Genomic DNA, 6,362 nt, shown 5'->3' with positions numbered 1-6,362 from the left:
GTGTTCGCCCGGCGCAGCGGCGGCCGGCGCGTCGCTGCCTTCGTCGCGCAGCGTGTCGAGCGGATCGGCGGGCGCGGCGGTCGCATCCTGCGGCTCGGTGACGCCGGTCGTCGTCGCGGCACCCGCCGCGGTGGCCGCGGCCGGTTCCGCGGCCGCAACGGGCGGCGCGAGATAGCGCTGGGCGAGCGTTTCGTAGAGCGGCGGCGCGAAAAAGCGCGACACGCGGCTCGACACCAGCGCGGTGGCCATCAGCGAAATCACGAGCGCGTGGCCGTTGATCATCTCCATCACGATCACGAACGACGTGATCGGCGACTGCGTGACGGCCGCAAGATAGCCGACCATCGCGAGCGCGATCAGCATCGGCAGGCTCATGTTGCCGAACACGACGTGCAGCAGGTTGCCGAACCCGGCGCCGATCGACAGCGACGGCGCGAAGATCCCGCCCGGGATGCCCGGCAGGTACGACGCGACCATCGACACCATTTTCAGGAACGGGTAGAACACCGACAACTGCTCGCGGCCGTCGAGCAGGCCGCGCGCCTCGGCGTAGCCGCTGCCGAACGTCGTGCCGCCCGACACGAGGCCGACGACGGCGATCGCGAAGCCGCACAGCGCGGCAAACGCGATCGGACGCTCGCGATACAGGCCGAGCAGTTGCGCGGGCAGCCAGCGCCCCGTGTTGAGCAGAAGCCAGCAGAACAGGCCGCCCGCGATGCCCGTCACGATCGCGGTGACCAGCACCGCGAGCGCCAGCAGCTTCGGAAAATGGAGGCCGGCATCGATCGTGCCGAAATACGTGTAGTTGCCGTTCAGGCCGAGCGCGACGACGCCGGCGAGGATGATCGCGGTGATCAGCACGCCGCTCGCGCGCGCGGAGAAGCTGCGGGTCAGCTCCTCGATCGCGAACACGATTCCGGCGAGCGGCGTATTGAATGCGGCCGACAGCCCGGCTGCCGCGCCGGCCAGCACCAGCTGGCGTTCGATCTGCGCGTTCGAGCGCGGATAGAAGCGCCGCAGGTTGAACATCAGCGCCGCGCCGACCTGCACGGTCGGCCCCTCGCGGCCGATCGTGAAGCCGCCCAGGATGCCCAGGAACGAGACCAGCACCTTGCCGAACAGGATGCGCAGCGTCAGCAGCCGGGCGCCGAATGCACTCGGGCGCGCATGCAGCGTTGCGATCACCTGCGGGATGCCGCTGCCCTCGGCGCCGCGGAAGAACCGGCGCGTGATCCATACCGACAGGGCGGCGATCGCCGGCGTCAGCAGCAGCGGCAGCCACGTGGCATGATCGCGCATCGTGCGGAACGTCTCGTAGCCCCAGTCGATCAGCCGCGCGTAAAGCACGGCCGCGAGGCCGACGACGATCGCGCCGAGCCAGAAAACGCCATACTGGCGCCAGATTCGCAGCGAGCGGCGGGTGAGAGCAGGAAACAGCGCGGGAAGGGCGGGGCGTGGCATCGGCGCGGGCCGGAAGGCAAAGACCGCATTATAAGAAGGAACCGGAGCCACGCCGCGGGCGACAGCGTTTCGCAAGCTTGATGCATTTTGTTGCAAATGTAATGTTGAAGTAATGTTCGCGCGCGGCAACCGTCGCTAGCATGCCGAAATGGTCGTCAATCCCCACATATCGTGAAACGCATCCTCATCGTAAAAGTGACGTCGCTCGGCGACGTCGTCCAGACCCTGCCCGTCGTCGCGGACCTGCATCGCGCCTTTCCCGGCGTGACGGTCGACTGGGCCGTCGACGAATCGTGCGCCGAGGTCGTGCGCTGGCATCCGGGCGTGAGCGCCGTCCTGTGCGCGCCGCTACGACGCTTCAAGAAACTCCGGAATGCCGGCGACCTGAAGGCGATCTCGGCGTCGATCGGTGCGTTGCGTGCGCACCGTTACGATGCCGTCATCGACCTGCACGGCGTCTACAAGAGCGCGATCATTTCGGCGCTGGCGCGCGCCGCGCGCCGCGTCGGCTACCAGACTCAGGATCTCGGCGAAACGGGCGCACGCTTCGCGTATTCGCATCGCTTCGGCCCGCGGCCGGACTGCGACGCATGGCACGGGATGCGCGTGAGCGCCGGCGAGGCGCTCGGCTACGTGCCCGAAGGCGTCGCCACGTACGGCATCGTCGCGCCGCAGGACGCGAGCCTGCCGGCCGCCGTGACCGACGGCGCGCCATTCATGCTGCTGTTCCATGCGACGTCCAATCCCGACAAGAAATGGCCGGCCGACCACTGGGCCGCGCTCGCCACGCAGATGATGGCGCGTGGCGTGCGCGTGCTGGTGCCGTGGGGATCGGCTGCCGAGCATGACGATGCGCAGGACATCGCCGCGCGCGCGCCGGGCGCGATCGTGCTGCCCGCGATGACCGTGCGCGAACTCGGCGCGGCGCTCGGTCGGGCCGCGCTCGTGGTGGGGGTCGATACGGGGTTCGTGCATATGGCGCACGCGCTGCAGCGGCCGACCGTGATGATTTTCGTCGCGACGTCGCGTCACCATTGCGGCATCGGCGGCGCACCGAATGCACTGTCGATCGGTGAGCCGGGCACGATCCCGTCCGTCGAGCAGGCGCTCGACGCGATCGATACGGTCGACCCCGCGTATGGCGAGCTGCGCGCGCGGCTGACCGCCTGACGCAGCGGGGCGGGCCGGTTCAGGCCAGCAGCGCCTCGACCGTGATGACGGCGGCGATGGCCGCCAGATTCGCCAGCAGCGCCTCGAACACGAGGCCGCGCCATGTCTTCGGCCGGAAGCGCAGCGCGAGCAACAACGCGCCACCTAGCGCGAGCGCGAGGATCAGGACGAGATCGGCATTGCCGAGGCGGATGTTCATGGCGCGGCTCCTTCGGGGCGGGATCCCGGGGGCGCGCTGCGGCGCGCCCAGGATCGAGTATAGGCAGCGCCGGTCGCCGCACAACCCGGGCCGTCCCGGAGTCTCAGACGAGCGACGCGTCGCGCGTTTCGCGCATCAGCAGCACGCCGACCAGGCTGATCGCCGCCGCGACCGATACGTAGCCGCCGACCCACGACAGCCCGCCGCGCGCAGCCAGCAGTTGCGCGATATACGGCGCGATCGACGCGCCGAGAATCCCGCCGAGGTTGTACGCGACGCCTGCGCCCGTGTAGCGGACGTTGGTCGGGAACAGTTCCGGCAGCAACGCGCCCATCGGCGCGAACGTCACGCCCATCAGGAACAATTCGATCGTCAGGAACAGCGCGACGAGCGGCATCGAGCCGCTGCCGAGCAGCGGTTCCATCGCGAAACCCGACAGCAGCGCGGCGATTGCGCCGACGACGAGCACCGGCTTGCGGCCGAAACGGTCCGACGCCCACGCGGAAAGCGGCGTCGCGAGCCCCATGAACACGACCGCGAAACACAGCAGGCCGAGGAAGCTTTGGCGCGGAATATGCAGCGCCGACACGCCGTACGACAGCGAGAACACTGTCGAGATATAGAACAGCGTGTAGCAGACGACCATCGCGAGCGCGCCGAGCAGCGTCGGCTGCCAGTGTTGCGTGACGAGCGTCGCGACCGGCACGCGCACGCGCTCGTTGCGGTCGAGCGTTGCCTGGAACGCGGGCGTTTCGGTGATCTTGAGCCGCACGTACAGGCCGAGCGCGACGAGCACCGCGCTGACCAGGAACGGGATGCGCCACCCCCAACTGCGGAACTGCTCGTCGGACAGCGACAGCGCGAGCGCGAAGAACAGCCCGTTCGACATCAGGAAGCCGACCGAGGGCCCGAGCTGCGGGAACATCCCGAACCAGCCGCGCTTGCCCTGCGGCGCGTGCTCGGTCGCGAGCAGCGCCGCGCCGCCCCATTCGCCGCCGAGGCCGATCCCCTGGCCGAAGCGCAGCACGCACAGCAGCACCGGCGCGAGCGTGCCGATCGCGTCGTAGCCGGGCACGAAGCCGATCGCGGTGGTGGACACGCCCATCACGAGCAGCGACGCGACGAGCGTCGATTTGCGGCCGATGCGGTCGCCGAAATGCCCGAACAGGAACGAGCCGATCGGGCGCGCAATGAACGCGATGCCGAACGTGACGAATGCGGACAGCGCCTGCGCGGTCGCGGAGCCGTGCGGGAAGAATACGGGGCCGATGACGAGCGCGGCGGCCGTCGCGTACACGTAGAAATCGTAGAACTCGATTGCGGTGCCGATGAAGCTCGCGAACACGATGCGCCGGTGGCTGACGGCGCCGGCCGAGCCGGTTGCGTGTGCAACGGCCGGGGGGGATGCGGACATGGATGTCTCCGTTTTGTCGTTGGGGCGGTCGGCTGTGCGTGCGCTCGGGCAGGCGGACGTCTGCCGATGGGCAGCCGAGCGGATGATGCGGTGGCGGCGTGGACGCGCGCCGTGGCGCGAACGTCACCCGCCGGTCGACGATGGAGACGGGTATGTCGCCGCCGCCCGGTGCCGGCGTGGTCGGCTCGCATGCCGGGTGGGGCGCGCGAACGCGCGCGCGGCGTGATGGCCGCGCGATTGCGGAAAATTATAGCCAGCGCCGCCGCACACCGGCAATCGCGGCGCGGCAGGCGGTCAGTCGAGCGATTGCGCCTGCGCGGACGCAGTGCTTTGCAACTGGAAGTGGCCGTCGTCGTTGAAGAGCCAGCCTTCCATCATTTCGATCTGGCCGTTGCCGTCGAGCAGTCGCGACGGCGGCGCCGGCAGCGGCGCCGAGCGGCGCAGCGACGCGAGCGCGAGCGCTTCCGCCTCGCTGTCGCCGTTGCTGCGATAGACGGAGGCGTTGACGAGGCGGCCATTGCGATCGACGGTGAATGCGACGACGACGAGCGAGCGGAGCATCGCCTGCGGTGTGCCGTGCAGTACGCCGGACGGATTGCGTTCGGCAACGCGTTGCGCGATCTCGACACGATACTGGGCGCGGCTCGCGCTACGCGTGATCGACGGAATCGTCAGGACCGGGTGCAGCGACGGCGGCGGCGTGATCGTGCATGCGGCAAGCATGGCGACGACGGCCAGCGCAGCAGCACGCAGCCGGTCGACGCGCGGAGTAAGAACGGGGCGCATGGGAGATAGCCAGAAGTGACTATAAAAAAATGATAGGCGTACGCACGCGAGTCGATATCGGGAGAAACGCATAGCGCGCGACGCCGGGTGTTGGGATCGCTGATGATGGCGGCCGGACGCCGCACCGCGCGTCGCGATGTGACGTGACGTGACATGTGGCAGCGCGTCCGACCGGCCCGCGTTGCGGCCGCGCGTGCATGTTGCAGGTTTGAAAGCTTGAAAGGCGCGGCACGCGAGTTGCGCGCAGGCTCGCGTCGATCGTCCGGCTGCGCGCAGCGGTCGCCGAATGCAGCACCGCGACCGACGTCCGCACAATCACATGCGAAGTCGTTCGTCCGCTTCAGAAGCCGTGCGTGACGAGCGACAGCACCGACAGGTCGGGGTGCGTGCCGTCGATGATGCTCTTGCCGATGTGCACGGCTTCGTGGACCACCTCGTCGACGCTCGCGAAGCTTTCCTCGCCGTCCGCGTGGAACGGCACCGCGTGGCCGGGCAGCGCGGGATTCGCGCCAGGATGGCACACGTAGCCGGTGTACGTGTAGCGCGTGTCGCTGCCGGGCGCGGCGGCCGGCACGACATGGATCTCGAAGCCTTCGTAATCGACGTGATTCGTCGGTGTCGACAGTTCGGTCATGGCGATCTCCGTGTGCCGCGCGCAGGGGGGGCGCGTGCGGCATCGAGTACGCGGCGGCGGTCGTGTCGCCGTGTTGAACGAATTCTAGGTGATCGCGGGGCGGGCCGGGAGGCTTCCGGCGGGCGCGACAGCAGCCGTTACGCGGATTCGGGTGTGCGCCGCCGCGAGCGCATGTTCCGCCTCGACGGACACGCTCGCGCGCATGGCTGCGTCACTGTTTGCAGCGCGCGTCCTTTCGCTGCACGACGACGATCACCGGGTACTTCTGGCCGTGGTCGAGCTCCACGCGCGCCACGACGGTCAGCGTTGCCGGATCGGAATCGTCGTATACGCTGACCTGTTCGTTCCGGAGGTAGGTCACGCCGGTGCAGTTCGACGTGCGCCCGTCGTCCGACACCTTGCACTGGAGATCGTTGTCCTTCAGGTAGTTGTAGGGCGACGGGCTCGCGAGGTATTCGCTCAGGCCGCGCGGCGAGCCGCCGACGCCGGTCACGTACGCGATTGCGCACGACGCCTGTGCGCCGCTGCCGGAGGCGGTGTCGGCCGCAGCGTGCGTGCTGACGGCAGCCAGCATGGCGACGAGCGACGAGACGATGAAGGGTTTCATGACGTGGGTTTCCCGTTTCGCGAATCGGAGCGCGGGATTGTAACGGCATCCGGTGCGATGCGTCGGAACGTGGGGGAGGGGACGTGCGGAC

7 protein-coding genes are annotated in these 6,362 nt (G+C 68.8%); 1 reads left to right on the top strand and 6 read right to left on the bottom strand.

The genetic code is table 11. The features are described 5' to 3' along the window. Window positions 1-1,461, bottom strand: a 1,461-nt coding sequence (locus tag ACNQQL_RS08335; protein ID WP_347063801.1) for a chloride channel protein, incomplete at its 3' end; no start/stop codon positions are given. A 171-nt stretch (window positions 1,462-1,632) separates the two neighbouring features. Here ACNQQL_RS08335 and waaC point away from each other — a divergent pair. Continuing rightward, window positions 1,633-2,631: a lipopolysaccharide heptosyltransferase I gene (gene waaC / locus ACNQQL_RS08330; protein ID WP_347063800.1), complete on the top strand. Its 999-nt coding sequence runs from the start codon at window positions 1,633-1,635 to the stop codon at window positions 2,629-2,631. A 19-nt stretch (window positions 2,632-2,650) separates the two neighbouring features. Here waaC and ACNQQL_RS08325 read toward each other — a convergent pair whose 3' ends face one another. The 5 genes from ACNQQL_RS08325 to ACNQQL_RS08305 all read right to left on the bottom strand — a co-directional run bounded on the left by ACNQQL_RS08325 (window position 2,651) and on the right by ACNQQL_RS08305 (window position 6,271). Further along, on the bottom strand, window positions 2,651-2,830 hold the full coding sequence (locus ACNQQL_RS08325; protein ID WP_034182977.1) for a hypothetical protein: 180 nt from the start codon (window positions 2,828-2,830) through the stop codon (window positions 2,651-2,653). 103 nt (window positions 2,831-2,933) lie between these two features. Then, window positions 2,934-4,244: an MFS transporter gene (locus ACNQQL_RS08320; RefSeq protein ID WP_347063799.1), complete on the bottom strand. Its 1,311-nt coding sequence runs from the start codon at window positions 4,242-4,244 to the stop codon at window positions 2,934-2,936. 294 nt (window positions 4,245-4,538) lie between these two features. Then, a complete protein-coding gene (locus ACNQQL_RS08315) occupies window positions 4,539-5,030 on the bottom strand; it encodes an energy transducer TonB family protein (protein WP_204425966.1) in 492 nt (163 codons plus the stop codon). 340 nt (window positions 5,031-5,370) lie between these two features. After that, window positions 5,371-5,664 (bottom strand): hypothetical protein, encoded by a 294-nt coding sequence (locus tag ACNQQL_RS08310; RefSeq protein WP_347063798.1) that lies wholly within the window; start codon window positions 5,662-5,664, stop codon window positions 5,371-5,373. 211 nt (window positions 5,665-5,875) lie between these two features. Next, window positions 5,876-6,271: a hypothetical protein gene (locus ACNQQL_RS08305; protein ID WP_034182980.1), complete on the bottom strand. Its 396-nt coding sequence runs from the start codon at window positions 6,269-6,271 to the stop codon at window positions 5,876-5,878. Window positions 6,272-6,362: the final 91 nt, after the last annotated feature.

It is taken from the genome of Burkholderia sp. LFS061 (assembly GCF_047978125.1).
GTDB lineage: Bacteria > Pseudomonadota > Gammaproteobacteria > Burkholderiales > Burkholderiaceae > Burkholderia > Burkholderia pyrrocinia_C.
The sequence above is the reverse complement of the archived record's forward strand: the minus strand, read 5'-3'. Positions and strand labels throughout refer to the sequence as shown.